Here is a 24,092-nt window from a genome sequence, read left to right as displayed (position 1 = left end):
AAATAGTCTGGCAGCAATGGCGAGAAGGTCACACCCGTTCCCATACCGAACACGGAAGTTAAGCTTCTCAGCGCCGATGGTAGTTGGGACACGCGTCCCTGTGAGAGTAGGACGTTGCCAGGCATATTAAAGGACAACTCAATTGGGTTGTTCTTTTTGTTGTGATGAAGAAATGTCCACTGTTTATTTTTCCAAACGATGCATGTATAACTCTATTAAACATAAAAGCCCAGTTCCATTCGGAGCTGGGCTTCATTTATTCCAATTATTTTTTCGAGTGGCTCTAATGATCCGTTTTATAATCCACCAACATACCGGAAAGTTGATAAAAAAAGTCATCGCTATAAAGGTTGCCATGGCGATCAAACTATTATTCATTTCATCTCCAGGACTCTGTGAAACTACCGCAAAAAATACCGCATAAATCAGGATGGTAATCAGCAGCGCTAATACCCCATCAGACAACTTCCTAATTATATTCATTCTATTTTTCCCTAACTCCCTCTCCCTATGGCTCATTTTCAATCGTTCAACCTAACCAAACTTTATGCCTGAGTAAATTCTACTAGAAGTTTACCATTTTAATCAATTTCGGTGCCTGACACCAGTATGACTTTAACAGAATCCTGTTGGCAAAATTTTCTAAGTCTTAGGTCTTAGTTGAGATTACACCAACTGCCCGATGTTGGCGGTAGGATGGAAAAACTATAATAAAAAAGGTAAAAAGAACCAGAAAGCGAGTTTAGTAGGTTGGGAAAATAGTTAAACTGAAAAAGTACTTATATTGCGGAGGGGAAAAGAGAAATGAAATCTTGGATTAAGTTTTCGTTAAAGAATGCGGGGGTTATTTTCATCGCCATGTTGATGGTGATTGCAGGGGGAGTCTATTCAGTCAAAACGATGAAGATGGAATCGATGCCGAATGTCGACATTCCTTATATCATCGTGCAGGTTCCATATCTTGGAGCGACTCCTGAACAGGGTTTAGAGGATGTAGGCAAGCCGTTAGAAAACACGTTATCGGGAATAAAGAAACTAGATAATTTGTATATTGAAGCGCACAGTAATATGGTCGTGGGGATTCTTGAATTTGAGATGAGCAAGGATATGGATGAAGCGGAAAAGGATGTCACGACCGCCGTCGCTTCAATCCAACTGCCAGCAGGAGCAGAAAAACCTCAAATCCTCAAAGACGGTCCGTCTGCGATGCCGGTTTTTACATTTGCTCTGTCATCGAATTCAGCCAATCAATCCGACTTGACCGAATACATCAATGAACGAATTAAACCAGCATTGACTGGTATCGACGGAGTGGGAACGATTGATATCTCGGGTGAAACGGAAAAGGAAGTCGCGGTAAAGCTGGATGCTGAAAAGATGAAGCAGCATGGAATTACCTATGAGACCGTCAAGCAAACGTTTTTAGCGCATCATTTTTCATTCCCAGCTGGTCAAGTAAATGTGGACGATAAAACCTTGAATGTGCAAGCTGATTTCAAGCTGGATTCTGTCGGTGATGTAGAGAATATTCAAATTTTGTCTCAAGGACCAAATGGAGTTCAAAAAGTAAAGATGTCGGAGATTGCGGACGTTTCTTATCGCAATAAAAAAGAAACGGTCTATACGCGCTTAAATGAAAAGCCAGCGGTTCTGGTTGAGATGAAAGCACAGGCCGGTTCTAATACCGTTGAAGTGGTGGGGCAGGCCAAAGAAAAGCTCGATGAATTAAACCTTCCAGCTGGATACACATTAACGAAGTTATATGATACATCCAAAGAAGTGAAAACATCTGTCGATGGAATGCTGAGGGAAGTGTTGCTTGGAACCTTGTTTGCGGTGCTGGTTACGTTCCTATTCCTTCGTAATATCAGGGCAACGATTGTCGCTGTTCTTTCCATTCCGCTATCGATTTTAGCCTCAATGATTACCTTGAAATATTTTGGCTATAGTTTAAACATGATGACACTAGCGGGAATCGCGGTAGCCGTCGGTCGTGTCATTGATGATTCGATTGTTGTCATTGAAAATGTGTACCGCCGAACCTTAACAAGCACAAAACGTGATGAAAAAATGGTGCTTACGGCAGCCAAAGAAGTGGGGGGAGCGATTACGTCCTCCACACTTACGACCATTGCCGTTTTCGGTCCGCTTTCCTTTGTTCCAGGGATTATCGGACGTTTCTTTGCTCCATTTGGGATTACGGTCATCGTGGCGCTGGCGTTTTCACTGATTGTTTCGTTGACCGTCGTGCCATTGCTCGCCAAGTTATTCCTACTTCGTATTAAACCGAAAGAGGAAAAAGAATCTATCTTTCAAAAAGCCTATAAGAATACTCTTACATGGGTCTTAAATAAACGGGCTTTAACGATTGTGCTGGCCTTGGTCATGTTTGCTGGATCATTGGCATTAGTCCCGATGATACCGAAGAACTTTTTACCGCAGGAAAAAGCGGTCTCCTATCGCTTAACCGCTGATTTACCAGAGGGAACTTCACTGGAAAAAGCAAACCTGATCGCGGGTAATATCGAAGAAATTTTAAAAGGGGAAAAGCAGATTAAACATACGCAAACGATTGTGAATGGGGAACATATTCGTTTTTCGATTGATCTAGTGGATGGTACCACAAAGGGACAAACTTCTAGTTTTGAAAAAAGGGTAAGAACGGAAGTGGAGAATCTTAACGGTGAGATGCAGGTGGCTCTTGCGCCTGTTGGGATTGTTGGAACGAGTGGTATAGCCCTAATTGTGGAGGGCGGGAATGCCAAGGATTTAGAGAACGCAGGGAAGCTGATCACGGATAAAATTAAAAACATCGATGGCTTAGAAAATGTCGAATCTAATCTTTCTGGTGTGAAGGAACAGTTGCAATTGGATATCAATGATACGAAAGCAGCGGAAAAAGGCTTAAGCCCGATCATGGTTGCCGGATTTGTTCGGGAACTGATTGCAGGTGAACGTGTGGGAGATATGCAAGTAGAGGGAAAAACTACAAGTTTGAATTTGTTATTGGATGGAGGTTCGGTGGATTCTATTGCTGATATTATGAATCAAAAATTGACCAATCCGATGGGGCAGCAAGTCAGCCTTTCCGAAGTGGCCAGCCTCAAAAAAGCTCCAAGTCCGTCTGCGTTGTACCGCTTAAATCAGCAGCAATATGTGCAGGTGACGGGTCGAATCACGACGGATAATTCGTCAGGTGTTCAAGCTGCAGTAGACAAACGACTGAAAAGTATTGATTTACCAAGTGGAGTGAACGTCCGTTCCGAAGGTCAAGCACAAGCGATGAATGAAGGATTTACGAATATGATGTTGGCGATGGGTGTTGCCGTTGTACTTGTGTTTATCGTGATGCTTGTCGCGTTCGGGAATATGTTAATGCCTGTGGCGATTCTATCTTCGTTGCCATTCTTGTTTTCGGGCGGGTTATTAGGATTGTATGTGACGAACCAAGCACTAGGGATGCCTGCTTTAGTTGGATTTTTGATGTTAATAGGAATTGTGGTCACGAATGCGATTGTGTTGATGGAGCGCGTGAAACAGAACGAGAAGAAAGGCATGGAAATCAAATCAGCTCTGCTCGAAGCCGGAAAAACTCGTCTTCGTCCGATTCTCATGACAGCACTCGCCACGATTGGTGCCTTACTGCCATTGGCCCTATCTAGTGAAGGTGGCTTAATTTCAAGATCCCTAGCGATTGTGGTTATCTCGGGATTATTGACGTCGACACTATTAACCTTGGTAATTGTACCGACTACGTACCATGTGATGAAGTCGATTAAAGGGAGAATAGGAAAGAAACGCGTGGATGTTGGTGGGGAGAGGGAGACAGCGAAAGCTGGTGCCTGACACCACTCAAATTGGTTAATTTTGTCCTTCATCGTATGATGGAGGACACTTTTTTTGATTGCTAGGGAGATTTTTCTTTATAGACGACTGAGGCGATGAAAAAAGAGAAGGGAAGGTAGTCAATAGGGGGTATAGACGCCCGAAGCGATGAAAAAAGAGAAGGGAAGGTAGTCAATAGGGGGTATAGACGCCCGAAGCGATAAAGAAAGAGAAGGGAAGGTAGTCAATAGGGGGTATAGACGCCCGAAGTGATAAAGAAAGAGAAGGAAAGGTAGCCAAGAGAGGTTATAGAATTGAGAAGTGGTAAATGGAACTCACTTCTTAAAGGGGAGGAAACATTATGTCCTATTTACTACCTGCTATAAGATGTTCTTTTTGTTTTCGATAAACCTTATTTTCCATGATATGTCCCAAGATTCCAATTAACAACCCAAATGCGAGTCCGTTAAAGACAGGGTAATCCAAAAATCTGATAACAGTATAATGTGTGATAAAGCTAGAGTCATGCCAAAATAATCCGAAATCCATGCCTAATACCATTCCAATAAAAAAGCCAGACAAATATGTCCTTTGGTCCGCATCTTTCCCAATCATCTTATGATTATTGGCTATTGCTGCATTAAATGCTTGCCAAATGGCATAACCGTACAGGGATGGGTAAAATAGCGCCCATCTATAATCAATTACGTGATGGGCTGAATTCCTATCCCCGATAAATGAGTCGATTAGAGATAGATTCAGATTTGAGTTCAAATTCACTACAAATTCCATGCCAATCAACACAGCCCCAACAATATATTCCTTATTGTAAAATTGCCCGAATCCTGGTAAAACACTTGACCACAACATTGCTGCATATGGAGATTTATATTGTCGGCTTTGTCTCATGGCGCCATTTCCCCCAAAAAATAAATATGTTATATAATCATAATTTCTTCATAGCCCCCTCTATTTCCTCTTTTTGTGCCTTTTTTTGGTAAAAAAGGCACAACTAATAGGTATAAATTCTTATATATTCAAAGATTAAGATATTGGGATGAAGTCAGTACCATCTGGGAGTCGCCACGGATCTCAGTTGGTCAGGGAACCTTACCTGTGGATTTTTTTTTAATAGTTTCTCCTTTCACCAAGTTTTCACCATTCTCTATTAATATTCATTACATCAGATAACGAAAGGAGGTTATAAGAAATGAATTCAAAAGTAAAAAAGGGTATTTTCTGGAGTATCATCGTTACTTCTACTGTACTGGTGATCAACTTACTCCACGCTCTTCTAGGCGGGAGCAGTGCTTTCGCTAGAGGTCCCCATGGACATGGGGCTGGTCAAATGGGTCAGCGCGGCGGATTTGGCGGAGGCCAGGAGATGATGCATGGCGCTCACCATGGCGGAGGATTCCCTTGGCTCTTCCTTATTATTGGACTAGCTGTTCTAGTTCTTTTAGTAAGATGGCTTAGAAAGAAATCGAAAACTTCATCTATGAAACAGTTTATTGACACCTCTGTAGTAGGTTCGCATATACCGGTAACCAACCAAAATGCTAGCGTTTTGGATCAATGGGAAAAAAACATTTTAACTAAAAAGGAGAATGAATAACATGGGTATTTTTAAACGATTAAAGACGATTGCAAAGGCCGACATTAATGGATTATTAGATGGGATTGAAGATCCAATTGCGATGTTAAATGAGTATTCAAGAGAAATGGAACAAGAAATTGTTAAAGGTCAGAATGCATTAGCTCGGCAAATTTTTGTAGAGAAAAAGCAAGAAGCACTGATCAATGAGACTAAATCCTTGGTGGATAAGCGTACTCACCAGGCGAAACTAGCACTTGAACAAGGTGACGAGGCGATGGCCAAACTAGCAGTGCAAGAAAAGCTCAGCAAAGAAAACCAGTTGCAACTATATGTAGACCAATTAGCTTCCATTAAGGGGCAAACGCAAATCCTCGTCGAAAAATTGGACGAGCTTAAGGAAACGTACAACCAAATGCAGCAAAAGAAAATCTTGTTGGCATCACGTGCGAATGTCGCTCAGTCCATGAAACAGATTCAAAAAGTGACGGTCTCTTTCAATACGGATGATATATCAAGAGGAGTGGCTCGTGCGGAAGAGCGGATCTTATTGATGGAAGCAGAAGTACAGGCAGGCAATCAGTTTTCGGCTCCGTTAGCTCAGTTTGACGCGGCATACAATAGCTATGTGAGCGAGGAAGAGCTCACTAAGGAACTCGAAAAATTAAAAGGTGAAAAAGAGAAAGTGGCAGCATTTTAATTGAAGGAAGAGAAGCACCGCCAATTAGGCTGGTGCTTCTCTTTATATTTGGAGGAAACCATAGGGATGGTTCTGGTGGTAACCACAAGTCTCATTGGAGCCAGGAGAACCGTCACTATGGCCCCAAAAAAATTGATAGATTTTAAAAATAGGCTCCCTTTTTCACCAAGTTTTCACCAAACTCAATTAATATTCATTTCATCAGATTACGAAGGGAGATAAACGAGATGAATACAAAAGTGAAAATGGGCATTTTCTGGGGTGTCATTGTTGCCTCTACGGTACTCGTCATCAACGTACTGCATTTTTTACTAGGAGGGAGCAGTGCTTTTGCTAGAGGTCCTCATGGACATGTTCCTGGTGGAATGATGGGACACCGCGGCGGTTTTGGCAGCGGCGGCCACGGGATGATGAATGGCGCTCACCATGGCGGAGGATTCCCTTGGCTTTTCTTAATCCTTGGACTAGCTGCTTTGGTTCTATTAATAAGATGGCTTAGAAAGAAGTCAAAAGCTTCTTCTATGAAACAGTTTATTAACACCTCTGTGGCAGGTTCACAAATTCCGGTAACAAGCCAAAATGCAAGTGTATTAGATCAATGGGAAAAAAATCTTTTAACAAAAAAGGAGAATGTATAAAATGGGTATTTTTAAACGATTAAAGACGATTGCAAAGGCGGATATTAATGGATTATTAGATGGAATCGAAGATCCGATTGCGATGCTAAATGAGTATTCGAGGGAAATGGAACAAGAAATCGTCAAAGGTCAGAAAGCTTTAGCAAGACAAATTTTCGTAGAGAAAAAACAAGAGGCCCTTATTTCTGAAGTCAAATCCTTAGTGGACAAGCGCACTCGGCAGGCGAAACTGGCTATTGAACAAGGTGATGAGCAGATGGCCAAACTTGCCGTGCAGGAAAAGCTCAACCATGAAAAGCAGTTACATCTCTATCAGGAGCAATTAGCGTCGCTTAAGGGGCAAACACAAATCCTCATCGAAAAATTGAACCAGCTGAAGGAAAAGTATAACCAACTGCAGCAAAAGAAAATCTTGCTTGCTTCACGTGCGAATGTTGCACAGTCAATGAAACAAATTCAAAAAGCAACAGTTTCCTTTAATACGGATGATATTGCAAGAGGAGTGGCCCATGCCGAAGATCGCATTTTAATGATGGAAGCAGAAGTACAAGCAGGCAATCAGTTTGCGGGCCCATTAGCTCAGCTTGATATGGCATATGTGAACGATGACGAACTCAATAAGGAACTTGAAAAATTAAAGAATGAAAAAGCTGCCGCATTTTAATCAGGAGTAGAGGAGCACCCATCCAATCACTTATATCTCTGTTAAAAGTAAAACTGGTCGAAGCATTAGTGAATATCGGCAGCATTTATTTCGGCTGTGCCTTTGTTGCCGGAAAAAAACGTGTGCCTAGACCACCCACTGGAATCCGATCATTCAAGTCGTTTACTATCAATATATTTGAAATTACTATTCATTTTTTTCAATTTTACAAATTTCTCTTTGGAATCCTATAATCATACTATGATTAATCATATCTGTTTACTGAGTATTGATAATTTTTAAATGCCAATACTCACACTTTCTATGGGGATGAGAGAATCATCATTTGTTTATAGGGTTGGCCAGATGTTTTCCATAGATCCTGTATCATGGAATCAAATCAGAAGACAGGAAGGCTTTGAAAAAATGAGGAGGAGAAGTTCAAATGGCGAAGAAGAACATTGTTTTAGGTGCTTGGATTCATGGAGTAGGTGGTGGATGGGGAGACTGGAGACATCCTGATTCTCTGCCAAATGCAAGTACAAACTGGGATTTTTATAGGCAGCAAGCGCAAAAAGCAGAAGAAGGAAAATTGGATTTTGTTTTTATTGCAGATAGTGTTTCAATTAATGAAAATTCCAGTCCCCATTATTTGAACCGTTTCGAGCCGATGACCATTTTATCAGCGATTGCCGGTAATTCTCATCATATTGGATTAGTCGGTACGGTAACTGTCAGCTATAGCGAGCCATATACAGCAGCAAGACAATTCGCTTCATTGGATCACATCAGTGATGGCAGAGCAGGATGGAATGTGGTGACATCCTGGTTGTCAGGTTCAGCGGATAATTACAGCCGGGACCGCCACCCTTCCCACTCGGAACGTTATAAGATTGCACAGGAATTTTTGGAGGTAACAAAGGGGTTATGGGATTCCTGGGAAGATGATGCGTTTGTCTATGACAAAGATTCAGGTGTCTTTTTTGATAAGGAAAAGCTGCATACGTTAAATCATAAAGGGACGTATTTTTCTGTTAAGGGCCCGTTAAATATTTCTCGTTCGAAACAAGGTCAACCGGTCATTTTTCAGGCGGGTGTATCAGAAAGCGGCAGAGACTTTGCCGCCAAAAACGCAGATGCCATTTTCGCTGGACATCATTCAAAGGAAGAGGCTCAAGCTTATTATGCAGATGTGAAGAGAAGAGCACGTGAGTTTGGACGAAACCCAGATGAATTGTTCATCTTACCCGGTATCGTTCCGGTGATTGGTGATACGCAGGAGGATGCGGACCGCAAGCATCAGGAAATCGCCAACCTTGTTACAATCGATAAGGCGCTGCATGCGTTGGGCAGACCTTTTGATGATCACGACTTCACCCAATATCCAGTGGATGAACCATTCCCAGATCTAGGGGATTTAGGAAGTGATAGCCATCGCGGTACATCCGAAACTATTAAAAGAAGCGCGAAAGAAAGAAACTTAACCTTACGTCAAGTGGCTCTGGAATTTTCAACACCTAAAGGGGAATTCGTTGGAACTCCTGAAAGAGTAGCTGACTTAATCCAAGAGTGGCTTGAAGACAACGCCGCTGATGGATTCATTGTGGGAGCCTCGACTCCAAAAGGATTGCCTGAATTTGTGGATCGAGTGGTTCCCATCCTGCAGGACCGGGGATTATTCCGTACAGAATACGAACATGATACATTGCGGGGACATCTTGGATTAAAAGTTCCCGAAAACCGTAATTCGAAAAAGGTTCTACAGTAATATAAAATTACATGAATGAACGACGATTTCTTTCTTCTAATATAAAATAGTACGATAACACACGAAATTTCTTACATCGTTTCGTGTGTTTTTTTGGTTGGCCGCAGGGTAATAGGTCCTGCTTAAGACCTATTAGATATACATCACATATACAAGAAAAAGCTGTTCCATAAGATAAGGCGGCAGGCCTTTCTTTAATGGAACAGCATTTTTAATTTGTTATTTAACTAACCTAACCGTTTTTTAACCCTGATTGGAATAGACCGGGACTTTGTTATAATGTGGGGTTACAATCGGTTTTATTTGATACGGTTCTTTTTGATAGGAGTGACGATTCTGTTTTCCAATATCGGTTCCATAAATATGAATAGTGATAGCCATTTCGTCAAAAGGATTACGAACACTGTGAATATCCGCGTTTGGCGGGTAGACAAAAGAAATATCATGTTTTTTCGCGATGACTGTATCCACCAAATCCAAATGAAGGCCAGCTTCATCTGGAGCATTTTGTTTTTCACGATATCTTGTTTCTTCAATGGCACCTTCATAAATACCCACCAGTCCCCAGACCAAATGATCATGTATCGGAGCGGTTTGCCCAGGCCCCCAAACAAAAGCTACAATCGAAAATGCTTCATCCTCTGGCCTGTACAGTAAATATTGACGATACTTTTCCTCTGCCGGTATTTTGTAACTATCAGGTACTAATCCTTCTGATTCAATAAATGATTGGAAGTGTGGTTTAAGTTTAGTGACAATCTCTTTTTCCGAACTGGTCTCCTGCAGCACATTTCTTACTGATTTTTCGAAAATTTGAAAAGGGTTAATATTGACCATTTTTTTGAGCCTCCTGTTTAATTCTTAGTATAAAAATCAGAATAATAAGGTTTATAATGATCATAAAATGAAAATAAAGGAGTGTAAAATGGAAAGAAATGAAGAGTTCATTCAAAAAAAATGAATTGATTTCAAAAATATAGATAAAACCAACTTGACATATCGGAAAAGTCAAAATATAGTAAACAGTAACAATATTAAGTAATAAAGCCCGCTAGACAACTAGAGGCCCTTAATAAATAGGGTAGATGTCTTATGGGCTGAAATGAATGAAAAGCCTATGAAATCTTCCTAGATTCATAGGCTTTTTTGCGCTTTTTTCTTAGTAGAATCTTCTAGGGGTGAATTGATAAATATGGATTTGAAAGCAGTCAAAACATTCCAAACGATTGCCCGTTTTGGAAGTTTTCAAAAAGCAGCTGAGGCACTAAATTATGTACAGTCAACGGTTACGATGCAAATTCAAAAATTGGAAATGGATTTGGGTGTTAAGTTATTTGAACGAGGAAGAAAAATTTGTTTAACAGAGGCAGGCAGGGTCTTTTTGGAGAAGTCTTCTATACTGCTTAATGATTTAGAGTACGTACAAAGCTCAATGGATGAATGGCTGAATGGAGAAACGGGTAAAATCAAGGTCGGTGCCATTGAACCTATGGCGATTTATCGGTTACCAAACATTTTGGCTCCTTTTTGTGACGAATATCCAAAGGTCCAAATGAGTATCGAAATTAACAACTCCAATCGATTAACGGAAATGATTAAAGAAGGGGAACTGGACCTGGCGATTTGTAACACACCTGAACTAGATCACACGATTACATTTGAGCCGTTACTGACGGAAGATGTATCGATATTGATATCCGACCGCCATCCATTTGCAGAGAAAAAGGAGATTTTTTTATCAGATTTTAATAATGAACGGCTATTGTTAAGTGGGTTTGTTTGTAATTATCGCATCCATTTAGAAATGTCATTGTTAAAAGCGGGTGTTACTCCTCAAATTGGATTAGAAGTAAACAGTATGTCTGCTTTAAAGGAATATGTCCAGGCTGGCCTAGGAATAGCCGTTATCCCGGATATCATCGTTGGCACCCTGCCAAAAGGGACGGTAAAAAGGAGGATTGTGGATTTAGAAATTGGCGTTGTTACGGGGATTGTAAGAAAGGCAAAGGGCATTCAAAATAGTAAGGCGGTACAAAGATTAATTACGACAATTAAAGAAAGTGTATAAGAGTGTTTCAAATGGTGTTTCGCATTTACAGAAAATACAAGTTTGATATCGTTTATTTTGACACTCGCTTTTGTAGGGCGGTGCCTGACACCGTTTTTTTTTTTGATACAGTCATGTATACACTTCAATTTTTTTGAATGAACGATTTCCATTTTTCAATTATACTTGGGGACTATCGTGATATATACTAACTTTAAACCGAGTAATTCAATCAGAATAAAGGGTTTATAAAGGATCTGTGCGCATGAAAATATTAATAAACAAAAAGTGGAGCTGGTTATTTGGAGAAATGGAAACAGAATCAAACGAAACCACTAACTGGGGTGCGAGTCCTTGAATTTGGCCAAATTGCGGCTGGACCATATACCGGCATGCTATTAGCGGATCTTGGAGCAGATGTGATTAAAATTGAGAGACCAGAAGGCGGGGATGGGATGCGAAACTGGCCTCCGTTTATTGAAAATTCACAATACGAGGAATTTAGTGCAAACTTTTCTTCGTTAAACAGAAATAAGCGTAGCGTCTCAATCGATTTTAAAAATCAGGAAGATCTGAACGTATTAAAGCAGCTTTGTTTAAAAGCAGATGTGATTGTTGAAAATTACCGGCCTGGTGTATTAGAAAAATTCGGACTACACTACAGCGGTTTGTCTCAAGAACATCCCAAATTGGTTTATTGCTCGATTTCAGGTTATGGGCAAGAAGGCCCCTTTGCCAAAAAAGGAGCCTTTGACGTCACCATTCAAGCCTTTAGTGGACTCATGAGTGTGACCGGCGAGGAGGAAGGGCCACCTGTAAAATGCGGAGTTCCAATTGCAGACTTTGCCGTCGGTTTGTATGCAGCGTATTCGATTACCGCTTCGATTTTAAAAGTAAAGCAAGGAGGAAAGGGAGCGTACATTGATTGTTCTATGCTTGGCAGTGTACTTGGTATTTCAGCACTGCAAACAAGTGAATTTTATGGAAAAGGGGTACCTCCAAAACGATTAGGAAGTGCACATCCTAGAAATGCGCCTTATCAAGCCTATCAAGGAAAGGATCAGCCATTTGTGATTGCTGCAGGAAATGATAAGCTGTGGTATCAAGTGTGTGAAGCGGCGGATGTAACGGATTTATACGAGGATCCGAGGTTCGCCACCCAGTCCCTACGTGCTCAAAATCAAAAAGAGCTAAAAACGATATTGGAGCAAGTCTTTGTAACGAAACCTGCGGTGGAATGGATTGCTGAATTTGACAGAAGAGGGGTTCCCGCCGCTCCGGTTAATAATTTCGCAGAAGCATTGGCAAGCCCTATTACGAAATCACTGAATATTTTGGAAACAATGGAATTACCAAATGGAGAACAAACAACGTCCGTAGGATTTCCAGTGAAAATGACAAACTATGAATTTGAGATTTATCGGATGCCTCCAAAGTTAGGGCAGCATAATGAACAGGTTATTGAAGAATGGCTTCATCCAACAGAGGCAGGAAGATAAAAAAGCGAAGGAGAAGAGGGAATTCCCATGAAATTAGCCATGACATTATCAGGAGAAAACGAAATGATTGTACCAATTATTGAAGGCGACATTATTCGTTTATACGATGTTGAGACAGGTGAACGACAGGATTTTGAAAATCCGGCAACACAGTTCCAAACTGGAAAAAGAGGAGCCGTCATTAGGTGGCTGAATGAAAGAAACATCAATCTTTTATGTGCTCCGCCGAAAATGCTTTGTGACTTGTCATATGAAGCTGCACAAAAAGAGGAATTTGTTTATTACAGAGTACAACCAGGAACTAGTTTTTCAGAATTAAAACAGTTAATTGATAACCATGGACTAGAAATAACCACAGAACTTTCTGCGAACGAAATCGAGCCAAGTAACGTGCCACAAGGCTAAGCAGGAAAGGTGTCAGGATGGAAACAGTTAAATTAGTAATCACGGATCATCAGGATTTCCAGAGAAAAACAGCACATCTTTTCATCAACAGTCCGCTTAATTTGAACGCCATAAATAATATCTTATACAAAGATTTGAGAAAGTACTTAGAAATCATTCGCGGCAGGGAAGATATAGGTACCCTGATTTTAAGCAGTGAAGTAACGAAAGCCTTCAGTTCGGGAGTGGATGTGAAATATATCCAATCCTTAACGAATGAAGAAGCAGCACAGTTCTTTACGGATGTATCGATTTTATTAGACATGTTAGCACATTTCCACATTCCCACTATTGCGGTGATCAATGGATATGCATTTGGAGCAGGTGCGGATTTAGCACTTTCTTGCGACCTAAGAATCGGAACACCTTCAGCCGTTTTTCGGTTTCCAGGTCCGCAATTTGGCTTGATCTTGGGTACCCAGCGCTTAATAAATGAAATTGGTGCTTCAAGGGCTCGATATGTGACATTGTTAAACAAGAAGATTGATGCCCAAATGGCGAAGGATTTTGGATTAGTGCATGAAATATGTGAGGATCTAAAGGAAGCACACGATGTGTCAAACAATTGGGCCAAAACCTTGAATCGGGTTCCGGCTCATGCCATCCAAACCTTAAAAGAACTAAGTAATGAACCGTTTCATGGTACGCATGAACTCACAAGGAACTCAGTTCGAATGGGGGACTTTAAACAAAGGTTTACGGATTATGTTACAAAATAGGTTTCCTTTGATGATTGATTCGAAAGCAAGCCAGTTCTTTCATAAAACCAAGTATTTCGATGTTAATACTTATAGTTTTTATTTACAAATCTAGATCTTTCTAGAATGGAGGAGTCACGATGGCAAAACAAAGAACATTAAAATTAGGAGCGATGATTCATGGTGTTGGAGGAGGCTGGGGAGACTGGAGACATCCGGATTCCTTACCTAATGCAAGTACGAATTTCAAATTCTATAAGGAACAGGCACAAAAGGCAGAAGAGGGGAAACTTGATTTTGTTTTTATTGCGGATAGTGTTTCAATCAATGAAAATTCCAGCCCCCATTATTTAAATAGGTTTGAACCAGTCACTATTTTGTCAGCACTTGCTTCAGTAACAAACCATATAGGATTGGTTGCGACCATTACTGCGAGCTATAGTGAGCCATACACTCTGGCTAGACAGCTTGCTTCACTGGATCATATCAGCCATGGGAGAGCTGGGTGGAATGTGGTAACTTCATGGCTTTCGGGATCTGCGGATAATTACAATAAAAAGGCCCATCCCCCTCATGCTGTACGATACAAAAGGGCAGAAGAGTTCCTTGAAGTCACAAAAGGGTTATGGGATTCATGGGAAGATGATGCCTTTGTCTATGATAAAGAATCAGGGGTCTTTTTTGATAAAAAAAAGTTACATACGCTCAATCATAATGGAGAGTTTTTTTCCGTTAAAGGTCCATTAAATATAGCTCGGTCCAAACAGGGGCAACCCGTTATTTTTCAAGCTGGAAAATCTGAAGAAGGCAGAAACTTTGCAGCCAAACATGCAGATGCTATTTTTGCAGGCGGCGGAAGTTTTGAGGACTTGAAACAATACTATGCAGATATCAAAAAAAGAGTCCGCGCATTTGGAAGAAATCCTGACAATATCTCCATTTTGCCAGGTATTAATCCCATCATTGGTGATACTCAAGAAGAAGCTGATCGTAAACATGAAGAGATTGCTAGTCTTGTTACCATTGAAAAAGCCCTTCATGCATTAGGAAGACCCTTTGATGACCATGATTTCACTCAATATCCTCTGGATGAACCGTTTCCGCATTTAGGCGATATTGGAGAAAGTAGTCGGAGTGCGTCTGACAAAATTAAAAGAATGGCAAGAGAACGAAATTTAACGTTACGTCAAGTTGCCCTTCATTTTGCAACACCGAAAGGACAATTTGTTGGGACGCCAGAGAAAGTAGCGGACCTTATTCAACAATGGTATGAAGAAGAGGCGGCAGATGGATTTATCATTCAAGCTGCAACACCAAAAGGACTGCCTGAATTCGTTGAGCGTGTAGTCCCTATTTTACAAGAACGAGGGTTATTTAGAAGTCAATATGAGGATGATACTCTGCGTGGACATTTAGGTTTAGATATTCCAGTGAACCGTTATGCAAGGAAACTATCACACCGGTTGTGAAAATAGATGAAATAATGAGATTTAAAAGCTGGCAGATAGAATTTTTTTATATAAATGAACAAAGAAATGAGGGAAGTAATGTGAAAAAGTCACTGAATTACCTATTAATAGCCTTAATAACGATTATGATCGTTTTAGCAGGATGCTCGGCTGCAAAATCCACTAGTGAAGAAACTAGCAAAAATGCGACCGAGGGAGAAATCACACCAGGTGGAGAATTGAAATGGGCACTTGGTGGTACTGTGACAAATGATAATCTGGACGCTCATAAATCTGGGAATGCCCAAAATGGGCGTGTTATGAGATCCCTTTATGATAGCTTAGTAGTTGAATTAGAGGATGGGACCATTAAACCATGGCTTGCAACCTCTTGGGAAATTTCTGAAGATAAAAAAAGCTACACATTCAAGCTGCGAGAAGATGTAACCTTCCATGATGGAACACCATTCAATGCAGAAGCAGTTAAATTTAATTTTGATCGAATTATAGACCCGGCAACAAAAGCAAGCAATTCAATCAATGCGCTAGGTCCCTATGAGTCTTCTGAAGTCATTGATGAGTTTACCGTGAAAATTAATTTTTCTACGCCTTTTGCACCGTTTTTAAGTAATGCTGCAAAAGCAGATTTAGGAATGGTATCCCCTGCTGCTGTTAAGAAATATGGAGATGCATTTCCGCAGCATCCAGTAGGAACGGGACCATTTAAATTAAAGAAATTTACTCTGGGAACTCAGGTTGAATTGGTGAAAAATGAAGACTACAATTGGGCGCCGGAAAATGCAGGTCACAAAGGGCCTGCATACTTGGATAAAATTACGATTCAATTTGTACCGGAAGAAGCTACCCGTGTTGGGGTTCTACAGAGCAAACAAGTATATGCGGCTGACATTATTCCACCTCAAAACCTAGTAGCCTTAAAAAAGGATAACCAATTTAATGTGCTTGAAACACAATTGAGTCAAATTAATTTTTCCTTGTATTTAAATCCTAGCAAAGAGCCTTGGAACGATGTAAGAGTGAGAAAAGCGGTACGCTCGGCACTAGATATTAAATCTGCAGTCGACACCATTTATCTGGGCACTTCAGAACAGGCTTGGTCACCCATTACAAAAAACTTGTTTGGCTACGATGATAAAGTAGAAAACTCCTGGAAGCAGGATGTAGACGAAACGGCCAAACAACTAAAAGAAGCAGGCTGGAAAAAAGGATCTAAAGGCCTTTGGGAGAAGGAAGGGAAACCATTAACCATTGATTTAATTGATACGCAAGGAAATCGTGAAAAACGGATTGATTTAATAACCGTCTTACAAAAACAGTTAAAAGATGCAGGTATTCAATTAAACATCGTCTCATTATCAGCGGGGGCATATGATAAACGAAGATTTGATGGAGATTATGATATGTTTGCGGCCAGTCAATTTTATGGGGATCCAGATGTTATGCGATTGATTTTCTCAACGAAAGGCCCCTATGGATTAGCTACACCTTCACGTGCCAATGTACCTGAACTTGATGAATGGTTAGAACAAGGGTACTTAGAGCAAGATCCGCAGAAACGTCAGGAAATCTATAAAAAGGTACAGGAATACATCATTGAAAATGTTTATTCCATTCCTACTTATTTATTTAATTACTCATTTGCAACAGTAAAAGAAGTTAAAGGAATTCGATTTGATTCACCGGGATTTCCTAATTTTTATGATACATGGATTCAACAATAATTTGTACGAAAAGGAGAGATAGGTATGCTTAAATTTCTTTTAAAAAGAATAATGGTCTCCCTTATCGTCATCCTTGGCTCAGTTACATTCGTCTTCTTTCTCCTTCATGTATTGCCGGGCGATGCTGCCCGGATGATTGGAGGAGAAGGCATGAGCGAAGAGAGAGTAGAAGATTTGCAGAATAGACTGGGCTTAGACCAATCAGCAGGTGAGCAATATATTAAGTATATAACAGGCGTGCTTACAGGAGATTTGGGTGAATCCTTTGTAGATAATCAACCAGTGATGGATAAGTTAATGATGAATATCTCTGCAACTGTATCTCTTACTCTTGCAAGCGGATTGATCGCCATTGCTGTTGGGATCTTACTTGGAGTGTTATCGGCCATTTATCAAAATAGCTGGCTGGACTATATGGTTAGAGTCAGTAGTTTATTTAGTATCTCTATGCCGACATTTTGGTTCGGAATTCTTTTGATTCTTATCTTTTCCGTCAACTTAAATTGGTTCCCAGCAATCGGGAATGGAAACATTAATCAGCTCGTTCTTCCTGCTCTTTGTCTTGGGATCACCCAATCCGGATTACTAACAAGAATCGTCCGTAATAGTGTTCTAGAAATCATTAATGAACAGTTTGTCGTAACGCTTAGGGCAAAAGGGCTTACAGAAAAAATCATTATGTTCCAGCACATTTTACGCAATGCGCTTTTACCGGCTATTACCATTTTAGGAATTTTGATCGGAGAGTTACTAGCGGGCTCTGTTGTGACAGAAACGGTATTTTCCAGACAAGGTATTGGAAGAGTGGTAGTAGATGCCATTAATCAAAAGGATATTCCAATGATACAAGGAGTCATTTTAGTGGCGGCCGTTATGTACGTTCTTGTTAATTTCTTTGTGGATGTTTCTTATTCGTACATTGATCCTCGAGTACGAAAAACTACGATTAAATAATCTTTGGAACACAAGTATTATGAGTGAGGTGAAAAATATGATAACCAATTCTAGTGCCGTAAGAGAGCCATTAACTCAAACTGCTGCTAAAAAGAAAATGGGTTATACAGGTAAGAGATTCAAGTGGTCCAACATCATTGTTTTTCTTTCATTGCTTATGATTGTTTTTTTAATCTGTTGTGCCATTTTTCCACAATGGATTGCACCCTACTCACCTACTGATATGAATACTCAGTTAATCATGAATTTCCCAAGTTCATCTCATATTTTTGGAACCGATCAATTCGGACGTGACATATTCAGTTTAATTATTTATGGAGCAAGACAATCCTTATTAACGGGAGTGGCAGCTGTTCTATTGGGGGGATTGGCAGGTACCATAATCGGTTTGATTGCAGGATACACTGGAGGGGTTATCGACACCATTTTAATGAGATTCATAGATGTTTTGATGACCATTCCTAATATTCTCCTAGCTATTGCTATTTCTTCAGCTCTTGGTGCAAGTCTAGGAAATATTATCTTAGCCATAAGTATTGCTTCTATTCCTGGATATGCCAGGGTCATAAGAAGCCAGGTTATTGCCATAAAAAGCCGTCCCTTCGTGGATGCCTCTCGAGCGATAGGAACATCAAACTTTGAAATTATCTTTCGTCATATTCTGCCAAACTGTCTCTCATCCCTTCTCGTGATGGCCGCCGTTGGAGTCGGAACGAGCATTCTGATAGGTACAGGTCTTAGTTTTCTAGGGTTGGGTGTTATTAAGGAAATTCCAGATTGGGGCTATTTACTGTCACAGGGTCGAGCCTATATTTCCGTTGCTTGGTGGATTGTTACATTTCCAGGGTTAGCCATTACTATTTTAGTTACTTCAGTGAATTTAATAGGCGATGAACTCCGGAACAGGCTGGATCCAAAGCATTCGAGAAATTAAGGAAATTCGAAGGGAGGATGCGCGTTGACAAAACTGTTAGATATTCAAGAATTATCCGTCGGATTTAAAACAAAAAAAGGGATGATAAACGCTGTTAACAATGTCAGTTTACAAATTAATAAAGGTGAAATTGTATGTTTAGTTGGTGAATCGGGCAGTGGAAAGACGATTACTTCGCTTTCTATTATGCGTTTAATCGATTTTAATAATGGAATCATCACACATGGAGACATTCAGTTGGAAGGTCAAAGCTTGATCGAGCTTTCGCAAAAAAAGATCAGAGAGCTCCGTGGGAAAAAGATAGCCATGGTTTTTCAAGAGCCGATGTCTGCCTTGGATCCTGTATTTACCATTGGTCATCAAATTACGGAGGTAATCATTCAACATAACAGTGTTTCTAAATCAGAAGCAGCCGAAAAAGCCATTCGCTTGTTGCGGAGGGTGGGAATACCTGAACCCGAATTGAGAATGAAGCAATATCCTTATGAGTTTTCAGGCGGGATGCTTCAGCGTGTCATGATTGCGATTGCACTCGCTTGCGACCCTGAATTGCTTATTGCCGATGAACCTACAACGGCACTGGATGTAACCACCCAAGCACAAATTCTTGGGTTGCTTCAGGAATTAAAAGAGGAATTTAATATGTCAATCCTACTCATTACACATGACCTAGGGATCGCCGCTGAAATGGCGGATCGAATCGTTGTGATGTATTCTGCACAAGTGGTAGAAGAGGCATCTGTATTTGAATTGTTCGAACAACCACGTCATCCATACACAAAGGGTCTACTTCAATCGATTGTACCTTTAGAAAGCAGGCAAGGAAGCCGATTATTTTCGATAGAGGGTTCCATACCGACCTTAGATGATGTACCATCTGGCTGCCGATTTCATCCTCGATGCCCATACGCAACCGAGATTTGTACAAAAGAGGAACCTTCATTGGTGGAAAATGAAGGTCATAAAGTGGCATGCTGGCACACACAAAAAATAGAAATAACGAATAATCATTTTTCAGCTAATCCAGGAACCTCCATCTATATCAATGAAGGTGAACAAACAAGTTTAAGCATACAAAATCATACTGAAGAAGCTCCACTTTTTGAAATTAAGGCCCTAAAAAAGTATTTTCCAATTGAAAAAGGTATGTTGAATAGGAAGAATAAATATGTCCGTGCCGTTGACGATGTATCATTTGATATTAAAAAAGGAGAAACCTTTGGACTGGTTGGAGAATCAGGGTGTGGCAAGTCTACTCTGGGACGGGTCATATTACAGTTGGAAAAAGCTACAAGCGGAAAAGTCTTGTTCCAAGGGAAGAATTTATTCGGTCTGAACGGATCTGAATTAAAAGAAACAAAAGCAGATATGCAAGTTGTTTTTCAGGATCCATATGGCTCGATCAATCCAAGGTGGAAAGTGGGAGATATAATTGGCGAACCGCTATGGGTACACCAATCATTAAAGGGTAAGGAAAAGAAAGAAAAAGTCTTAGAAATTATGCGATTGGTTGGACTCAATCCTAGTTGGTATGACCGGTACCCAAATGAATTTTCAGGCGGCCAGAGGCAGCGGATTGGAATTGCAAGAGCGATCTCTTTAAGTCCACAGTTTATTGTAGCGGATGAGGCTGTTTCCGCATTGGATGTATCTGTCCAATCGCAAATCATTAATCTTTTTCAAGATCTTCAGGATAATCTTGGATTAACCTACTTATTCATTGGTCACGGACTGAATGTGGTTCGGCATATTTCAAATCGGATAGGGGTTATGTATTTAGGGAAATTGGTTGAAGTGGCCCCTGCTGATGAATTATTTCTTCATCCTGCTCATCATTATACAAAGGCACTTTTGGCCGCTATTCCGATTGCTGACCCAAACAAAAGAAGAGAAAGGATTGTCATTGAAGGCGAAGTTCCGTCACCAGCCAATCCGCCTTCTGGCTGTCGTTTTCATCCGCGTTGTCCTGCCGCGACAGAACTGTGTAAGAAAGTTGTACCGGTACTAAAATCAATGGATTCAGAACATTTGGTTGCCTGCCATTATCCTGTATAAGGAACATGGAAGAATTAGAGGGGTACTGGTTCTGCTATTGGCTGTTTTTGGAAAATCAAGGCTAAGTGTTTAATAATTACTTTTTGCGCCTTTGAATAGGTAAAGTTTGCAGGAACACTAGTGTCTGACTTACGATAGAATGATTAAACTTTTAATATCATTAATTATAAATTAAAAAGGCAGTTGAAAGTTCAATTCATTTGAAACTTTCAGCTGCCTAATTCAGATATTGGACTTTTTCAGTGCCCTCGTACCGTCCCTGTGGCTCTTTTTTTGCGTGTTCCCCTCATAAATTTAACTCCGCTTACGAAGTTCTATAATTAGCCGATCATACCTCCATTTCAATCATATCAACTTTGCATAACCACAAATATACATGGGAGAGAAGAAGAATGTCAGAAGAGACCTATCAATCTCGTGAGGAACGAAAACAAGCGGAAAGGGAAAGACAGAATCAACAAAGAAGCAATCGGAATCCTAAGAAAAAAGGGTCGCTGTTAAAAAAAATAATCATTCTCTGTCTCGTGCTTGGACTTGTTTCAACAGGGGCAGGAGCGATCACGTTTGCTTCCATGATTAAGGATTCGCCTAATTTGGATGATTCTAAGCTAGTGGATCCACTTTCTACGAAATTCTATGATAAAAACGGAAAATTTCTTTATGAGTACGGGAAGGAAAAGCGAACGAAAATTACCTATGATCAACTTCCAAAAGTGCTGGAGCAAGCGTTTATCGCCACGGAAGATTCCCATTTTTATGAGCATCATGGGATTGACATTAAAAGGACGGCTAAGGCCATTTTTGTCAACGTAACTGGAGATTTCGGCTCACAGGGCGGAAGTACGATTACTCAGCAAGTGATTAAAAATTCCTTTTTGACGCCGGAGAAAACATTAAAGCGAAAAGTGCAAGAATGGGACTTGGCCTATCAGCTGGAACAGAAATATTCCAAGCACGATATTTTAATGATGTATTTAAACAAAATCTACCTTGGAAACCGCTCTTACGGAGTTGCTGCTGCCGCAAAGAGTTACTATGGTATCGAAGTAAAGGATTTGAAAAAAATGACGCTCGCGCAGGCAGCCTTGATAGCCGGACTGCCGCAGAGTCCGAATAATTACGATCCAACCAAGCCGGAAAACAAAGAAGCGGCCGCGAATCGTCGTAATATCGTCTTGCGTTCGATGCTTAGAGATGGTTATATAACGGAGAAACAATATAAGGAAGCTTCAAAAGTTCCCGTTACTGAGGGACTTGTCCCAAAAAGCAACCAACAAACTATTCCTTACGAAGCGTTTTTGGATGCAGTTGTAAAAGAGGTAAAGAGGAAACTGAAGGATGTCGACATCAGTGAGGATGGATTATCTATCTATACTACCCTCGATCCAAAAGCACAGAATTATGCAGATAAAATGTTAAACACCAATGAAATCATTGCCTATCCAAATGCGGCTTTTCAGGGGGCCTTTGTCTTTTTAGATACAAAAACCGGTGAAGTGCGGGCGATTGGCAGCGGGCGAAACGAATATAAAGCTGAATTTCTAGGTAACAACTTCGCGGTCGATCTCAGTCGTCAACCTGGCTCGACATTTAAACCGATTTTTGACTATGGTCCTGCGATTGAATATTTGAAGTGGTCCACTGGTCACCTGATTAATGACCAGCCGACATCGTATTCAACGGGACAGCCGCTTTCAAACTGGGATCATAAGTATCATGGAATGCTGACCATACGGAATGCACTGAACAACTCTTACAATATTCCTGCTCTTCTTACACTAAGGGCAGTTGGTATGGAAAAGGCAAAGAATTTTGCCCAACATCTCGGCATTACTTTTAAAAATAATCAAATATACGAATCCTATGCAATTGGAAGCAATACTGTTAGTCCATTAGCCATGGCAGGGGCTTATAGTGCATTTGGAAATAATGGGAACTACAATAAACCGCATTTTGTCGAAAAAGTGGTCCTGCCAAATGGTAAAGTTGTTCATTTTACGGAGAAACCAAAACGGGTCATGCAGGATTACACGGCATATATGGTGACTGATATGTTACGCACCGTTGTAAAAGATGGGGGCGGTAAAATGGCTGATGTTCCTGGCCTATATGTGGTAGGGAAGACAGGGACTACGAATTTTGACGCACCGACCCGAGCGGAGTTTGGATATCCGGAAAACGCCACGAATGATAGCTGGTTCGTAGGATATACACCGCAATACACCATGGCGGTCTGGACAGGATATGCACAAAACGGTTCTGGTAACTTTATGGACGCAACGACGACACCAATTGCAAAGTATATGTTCAAAAACATGATGCAGTCATTTGGAACGGATGCATCGGGTTTTCAGCAGCCAAGCAGTGTCTATCGAGTAAATAATGAACTGTATATTAAAGGGGTTACTTCTGCAGAAGTGCCGCCAAAACCAAAACCGATTCTCAACAAAGCGAAACCTGCTAGTAATAATGTGGGGATTAAAAATTCGCAGAAGCCCAAAAAAGAAGAAAAGCAAAAAGAGAAAAAGAAAAAGCACCCAGGGAAAGGTAAAGGAAAAAAGAATCATTAGATAGATAAGACCAGTGAAGAGCCAGGAGATATGCTAATCTCCTGGCTAATTTATTATTGAGCCGAAAACCGTAAGACCTTTGTAAAAAAAGAAAAAACTTTTTGTTGCATAAATAATATGAGGGTGATACTATAAGGAAGTCGCTTTTGACAGCAAGTTTTAATTGTTAAAGGTGATTGAAAAGGAATTAAAAAATTATATTGACATAGCAACAGAGAGTTGATATAATAACAAATGTCGCTTTTGACAAACGAGTTTTGATTGTTAAAAGTGATTGATAAAAATAAAATATTATATTGACATCGTAATAGAGAGTTGATATAATAACAAATGTCGCTTCTGACAAACAAGATTGTTCTTTGAAAACTAAACAAACAAAATCATGCAAACAAACAATATTAATCGTGTTTCTTCTATTAATATAGTAAGAACACGAGCCAACGTAACAAATGAGCTAATCAACTTTCTTGGAGAGTTTGATCCTGGCTCAGGACGAACGCTGGCGGCGTGCCTAATACATGCAAGTCGAGCGA

At 40.4% G+C, this 24,092-nt stretch carries 19 protein-coding genes, 2 rRNA genes and 1 pseudogene; 18 read left to right on the top strand and 4 right to left on the bottom strand.

What is annotated here, in order from left to right:
• The first annotated feature begins 6 nt into the window (after positions 1-6).
• A 5S ribosomal RNA gene (rrf, locus tag BR30_RS0115380) occupies positions 7-123 on the top strand.
• Between the two features lie 129 nt (positions 124-252).
• On the opposite strand, the gene BR30_RS0115375 is transcribed toward rrf, so the two are convergent.
• Positions 253-483 carry a hypothetical protein gene (locus BR30_RS0115375; RefSeq protein ID WP_155928649.1) on the bottom strand — a complete coding sequence of 77 codons (231 nt, stop codon included), beginning with the start codon at positions 481-483 and terminating at the stop codon, positions 253-255.
• A 321-nt stretch (positions 484-804) separates the two neighbouring features.
• Between BR30_RS0115375 and BR30_RS0115370 the strand changes: the two genes are divergently transcribed.
• Positions 805-3,846 (top strand): efflux RND transporter permease subunit, encoded by a 3,042-nt coding sequence (locus BR30_RS0115370; protein ID WP_026565770.1) that lies wholly within the window; start codon positions 805-807, stop codon positions 3,844-3,846.
• 345 nt (positions 3,847-4,191) lie between these two features.
• Here BR30_RS0115370 and BR30_RS0115365 read toward each other — a convergent pair whose 3' ends face one another.
• Positions 4,192-4,734, bottom strand: coding sequence for a hypothetical protein (locus BR30_RS0115365; protein ID WP_026565769.1), 543 nt, complete (start codon positions 4,732-4,734; stop codon positions 4,192-4,194).
• Positions 4,735-5,035: 301 nt separating this feature from the next.
• Between BR30_RS0115365 and BR30_RS0115360 the strand changes: the two genes are divergently transcribed.
• The 4 genes from BR30_RS0115360 (at position 5,036) to BR30_RS0115345 (ending at position 7,421) form a co-directional block, all read left to right on the top strand.
• A complete protein-coding gene (locus BR30_RS0115360) occupies positions 5,036-5,440 on the top strand; it encodes a hypothetical protein (RefSeq protein WP_026565768.1) in 405 nt (134 codons plus the stop codon).
• A gap of 1 nt (position 5,441) precedes the next feature.
• On the top strand, positions 5,442-6,119 hold the full coding sequence (locus BR30_RS0115355) for a PspA/IM30 family protein (protein ID WP_026565767.1): 678 nt from the start codon (positions 5,442-5,444) through the stop codon (positions 6,117-6,119).
• A gap of 227 nt (positions 6,120-6,346) precedes the next feature.
• Positions 6,347-6,757 (top strand): hypothetical protein, encoded by a 411-nt coding sequence (locus BR30_RS0115350; RefSeq protein ID WP_026565766.1) that lies wholly within the window; start codon positions 6,347-6,349, stop codon positions 6,755-6,757.
• 1 nt (position 6,758) lies between these two features.
• Entirely contained in the window at positions 6,759-7,421 is a 663-nt protein-coding gene (locus BR30_RS0115345; RefSeq protein WP_026565765.1) for a PspA/IM30 family protein, read from the top strand.
• Between the two features lie 88 nt (positions 7,422-7,509).
• On the opposite strand, the pseudogene BR30_RS37935 reads toward BR30_RS0115345, so the two are convergent.
• Positions 7,510-7,593, bottom strand: a pseudogene (locus BR30_RS37935) (hypothetical protein); the annotation flags it as partial.
• Between the two features lie 252 nt (positions 7,594-7,845).
• Between BR30_RS37935 and BR30_RS0115340 the strand changes: the two are divergent.
• A complete protein-coding gene (locus tag BR30_RS0115340) occupies positions 7,846-9,168 on the top strand; it encodes an LLM class flavin-dependent oxidoreductase (protein WP_026565764.1) in 1,323 nt (440 codons plus the stop codon).
• Positions 9,169-9,411: 243 nt separating this feature from the next.
• Here the strand turns inward: BR30_RS0115340 and BR30_RS33630 are convergent, their stop codons facing one another.
• Positions 9,412-10,005 (bottom strand): cysteine dioxygenase family protein, encoded by a 594-nt coding sequence (locus tag BR30_RS33630; RefSeq protein WP_051633638.1) that lies wholly within the window; start codon positions 10,003-10,005, stop codon positions 9,412-9,414.
• A gap of 355 nt (positions 10,006-10,360) precedes the next feature.
• Between BR30_RS33630 and BR30_RS0115330 the strand changes: the two genes are divergently transcribed.
• The 11 genes from BR30_RS0115330 to BR30_RS0115280 all read left to right on the top strand — a co-directional run.
• The gene (locus BR30_RS0115330; RefSeq protein ID WP_026565763.1) at positions 10,361-11,236 is read left to right on the top strand and encodes a LysR family transcriptional regulator; all 876 of its coding nucleotides are present in this window, start codon (positions 10,361-10,363) and stop codon (positions 11,234-11,236) included.
• Between the two features lie 281 nt (positions 11,237-11,517).
• The gene (locus BR30_RS0115325; protein ID WP_026565762.1) at positions 11,518-12,714 is read left to right on the top strand and encodes a CaiB/BaiF CoA transferase family protein; all 1,197 of its coding nucleotides are present in this window, start codon (positions 11,518-11,520) and stop codon (positions 12,712-12,714) included.
• Between the two features lie 27 nt (positions 12,715-12,741).
• Entirely contained in the window at positions 12,742-13,119 is a 378-nt protein-coding gene (locus BR30_RS0115320; RefSeq protein WP_026565761.1) for a hypothetical protein, read from the top strand.
• 17 nt (positions 13,120-13,136) lie between these two features.
• Complete coding sequence (locus tag BR30_RS0115315; protein WP_026565760.1) at positions 13,137-13,877, top strand: enoyl-CoA hydratase/isomerase family protein; 741 nt, start codon at positions 13,137-13,139, stop codon at positions 13,875-13,877.
• Positions 13,878-13,996: 119 nt separating this feature from the next.
• Entirely contained in the window at positions 13,997-15,325 is a 1,329-nt protein-coding gene (locus BR30_RS0115310; protein ID WP_026565759.1) for an LLM class flavin-dependent oxidoreductase, read from the top strand.
• Positions 15,326-15,405: 80 nt separating this feature from the next.
• Positions 15,406-17,046, top strand: coding sequence for an ABC transporter substrate-binding protein (locus tag BR30_RS0115305; protein WP_026565758.1), 1,641 nt, complete (start codon positions 15,406-15,408; stop codon positions 17,044-17,046).
• 24 nt (positions 17,047-17,070) lie between these two features.
• Positions 17,071-18,000 (top strand): ABC transporter permease, encoded by a 930-nt coding sequence (locus BR30_RS0115300; protein WP_026565757.1) that lies wholly within the window; start codon positions 17,071-17,073, stop codon positions 17,998-18,000.
• Positions 17,948-18,934, top strand: coding sequence for an ABC transporter permease (locus BR30_RS33625; protein WP_331280799.1), 987 nt, complete (start codon positions 17,948-17,950; stop codon positions 18,932-18,934). The genes BR30_RS0115300 and BR30_RS33625 overlap by 53 nt, the downstream gene beginning before the upstream one ends.
• 24 nt (positions 18,935-18,958) lie before the next feature.
• Complete coding sequence (locus tag BR30_RS38435) at positions 18,959-20,989, top strand: ABC transporter ATP-binding protein (RefSeq protein WP_026565756.1); 2,031 nt, start codon at positions 18,959-18,961, stop codon at positions 20,987-20,989.
• Positions 20,990-21,381: 392 nt separating this feature from the next.
• Positions 21,382-23,559, top strand: coding sequence for a transglycosylase domain-containing protein (locus BR30_RS0115285; protein WP_026565755.1), 2,178 nt, complete (start codon positions 21,382-21,384; stop codon positions 23,557-23,559).
• Positions 23,560-24,023: 464 nt separating this feature from the next.
• Positions 24,024-24,092: ribosomal RNA gene (locus BR30_RS0115280) — 16S ribosomal RNA — on the top strand; the annotation flags it as partial.

Source organism: Bacillus sp. UNC41MFS5 (genome assembly GCF_000686805.1).
The sequence above is the reverse complement of the archived record's forward strand: the minus strand, read 5'-3'. Positions and strand labels throughout refer to the sequence as shown.

Bases quoted from the DNA above. Each gene is read 5' to 3' on its own strand.
- BR30_RS0115300 (WP_026565757.1), top strand. From the start codon at position 17,071: ATGCTTAAATTTCTTTTAAAAAGAATAATGGTCTCCCTTATCGTCATC.
- BR30_RS0115315 (WP_026565760.1), top strand. From the start codon at position 13,137: ATGGAAACAGTTAAATTAGTAATCACGGATCATCAGGATTTCCAGAGA.
- BR30_RS33625 (WP_331280799.1), top strand. From the start codon at position 17,948: ATGTTTCTTATTCGTACATTGATCCTCGAGTACGAAAAACTACGATTA.
- BR30_RS0115375 (WP_155928649.1), bottom strand. From the start codon at position 483: ATGAATATAATTAGGAAGTTGTCTGATGGGGTATTAGCGCTGCTGATT.
- BR30_RS0115365 (WP_026565769.1), bottom strand. From the start codon at position 4,734: ATGAGACAAAGCCGACAATATAAATCTCCATATGCAGCAATGTTGTGG.
- BR30_RS0115285 (WP_026565755.1), top strand. From the start codon at position 21,382: ATGTCAGAAGAGACCTATCAATCTCGTGAGGAACGAAAACAAGCGGAA.
- BR30_RS0115310 (WP_026565759.1), top strand. From the start codon at position 13,997: ATGGCAAAACAAAGAACATTAAAATTAGGAGCGATGATTCATGGTGTT.
- BR30_RS33630 (WP_051633638.1), bottom strand. From the start codon at position 10,005: ATGGTCAATATTAACCCTTTTCAAATTTTCGAAAAATCAGTAAGAAAT.
- BR30_RS0115350 (WP_026565766.1), top strand. From the start codon at position 6,347: ATGAATACAAAAGTGAAAATGGGCATTTTCTGGGGTGTCATTGTTGCC.
- BR30_RS0115330 (WP_026565763.1), top strand. From the start codon at position 10,361: ATGGATTTGAAAGCAGTCAAAACATTCCAAACGATTGCCCGTTTTGGA.
- BR30_RS0115360 (WP_026565768.1), top strand. From the start codon at position 5,036: ATGAATTCAAAAGTAAAAAAGGGTATTTTCTGGAGTATCATCGTTACT.
- BR30_RS0115370 (WP_026565770.1), top strand. From the start codon at position 805: ATGAAATCTTGGATTAAGTTTTCGTTAAAGAATGCGGGGGTTATTTTC.
- BR30_RS0115345 (WP_026565765.1), top strand. From the start codon at position 6,759: ATGGGTATTTTTAAACGATTAAAGACGATTGCAAAGGCGGATATTAAT.
- BR30_RS0115320 (WP_026565761.1), top strand. From the start codon at position 12,742: ATGAAATTAGCCATGACATTATCAGGAGAAAACGAAATGATTGTACCA.
- BR30_RS0115340 (WP_026565764.1), top strand. From the start codon at position 7,846: ATGGCGAAGAAGAACATTGTTTTAGGTGCTTGGATTCATGGAGTAGGT.
- BR30_RS0115355 (WP_026565767.1), top strand. From the start codon at position 5,442: ATGGGTATTTTTAAACGATTAAAGACGATTGCAAAGGCCGACATTAAT.